Below are 287 nucleotides of genomic sequence, written 5' to 3'. Positions count from 1 at the left end.
GATCAGGACGCCAGCGGCGATCGCCGCCACCAGCACCATCGCGATGAACACGATGAGGGTCCCGATACCGACCTGACCGCGGTCTTCGTTGTTAGTGATGAATTCGAACATTGTTACAGCCTCACCGAGTCCTGCTCATCGGTTAGCGTCGTCGGGACGCGCAGCTCCGCTGAGGTCGTCGCACCCGACGGCGTGGTGAAGGTGACGGTTAGACTGTCGCCACCTCTGAGTTCGCCATTTTGATCGGTGTTGTACTGTGTACTGCTGAGGTCGATACCGATGTCCGC

The 287-nt window shown here is 59.2% G+C and carries 1 protein-coding gene; it reads right to left on the bottom strand.

Features of this window, described 5'->3' with window-relative positions:
• Window positions 1-111, bottom strand: a 111-nt coding sequence (locus EXE45_RS18760) for an archaellin/type IV pilin N-terminal domain-containing protein (protein ID WP_321167820.1), incomplete at its 3' end; no start/stop codon positions are given.
• Between the last annotated feature and the right edge of the window lie 176 nt (window positions 112-287).

It is taken from the genome of Halorubrum sp. SP9 (genome assembly GCF_005435015.1).
Classification (GTDB): Archaea; Halobacteriota; Halobacteria; order Halobacteriales; family Haloferacaceae; genus Halorubrum; species Halorubrum sodomense.
Note: the sequence above shows the minus strand (reverse complement) of the source record. Positions and strands in the feature narration are given on the sequence as shown.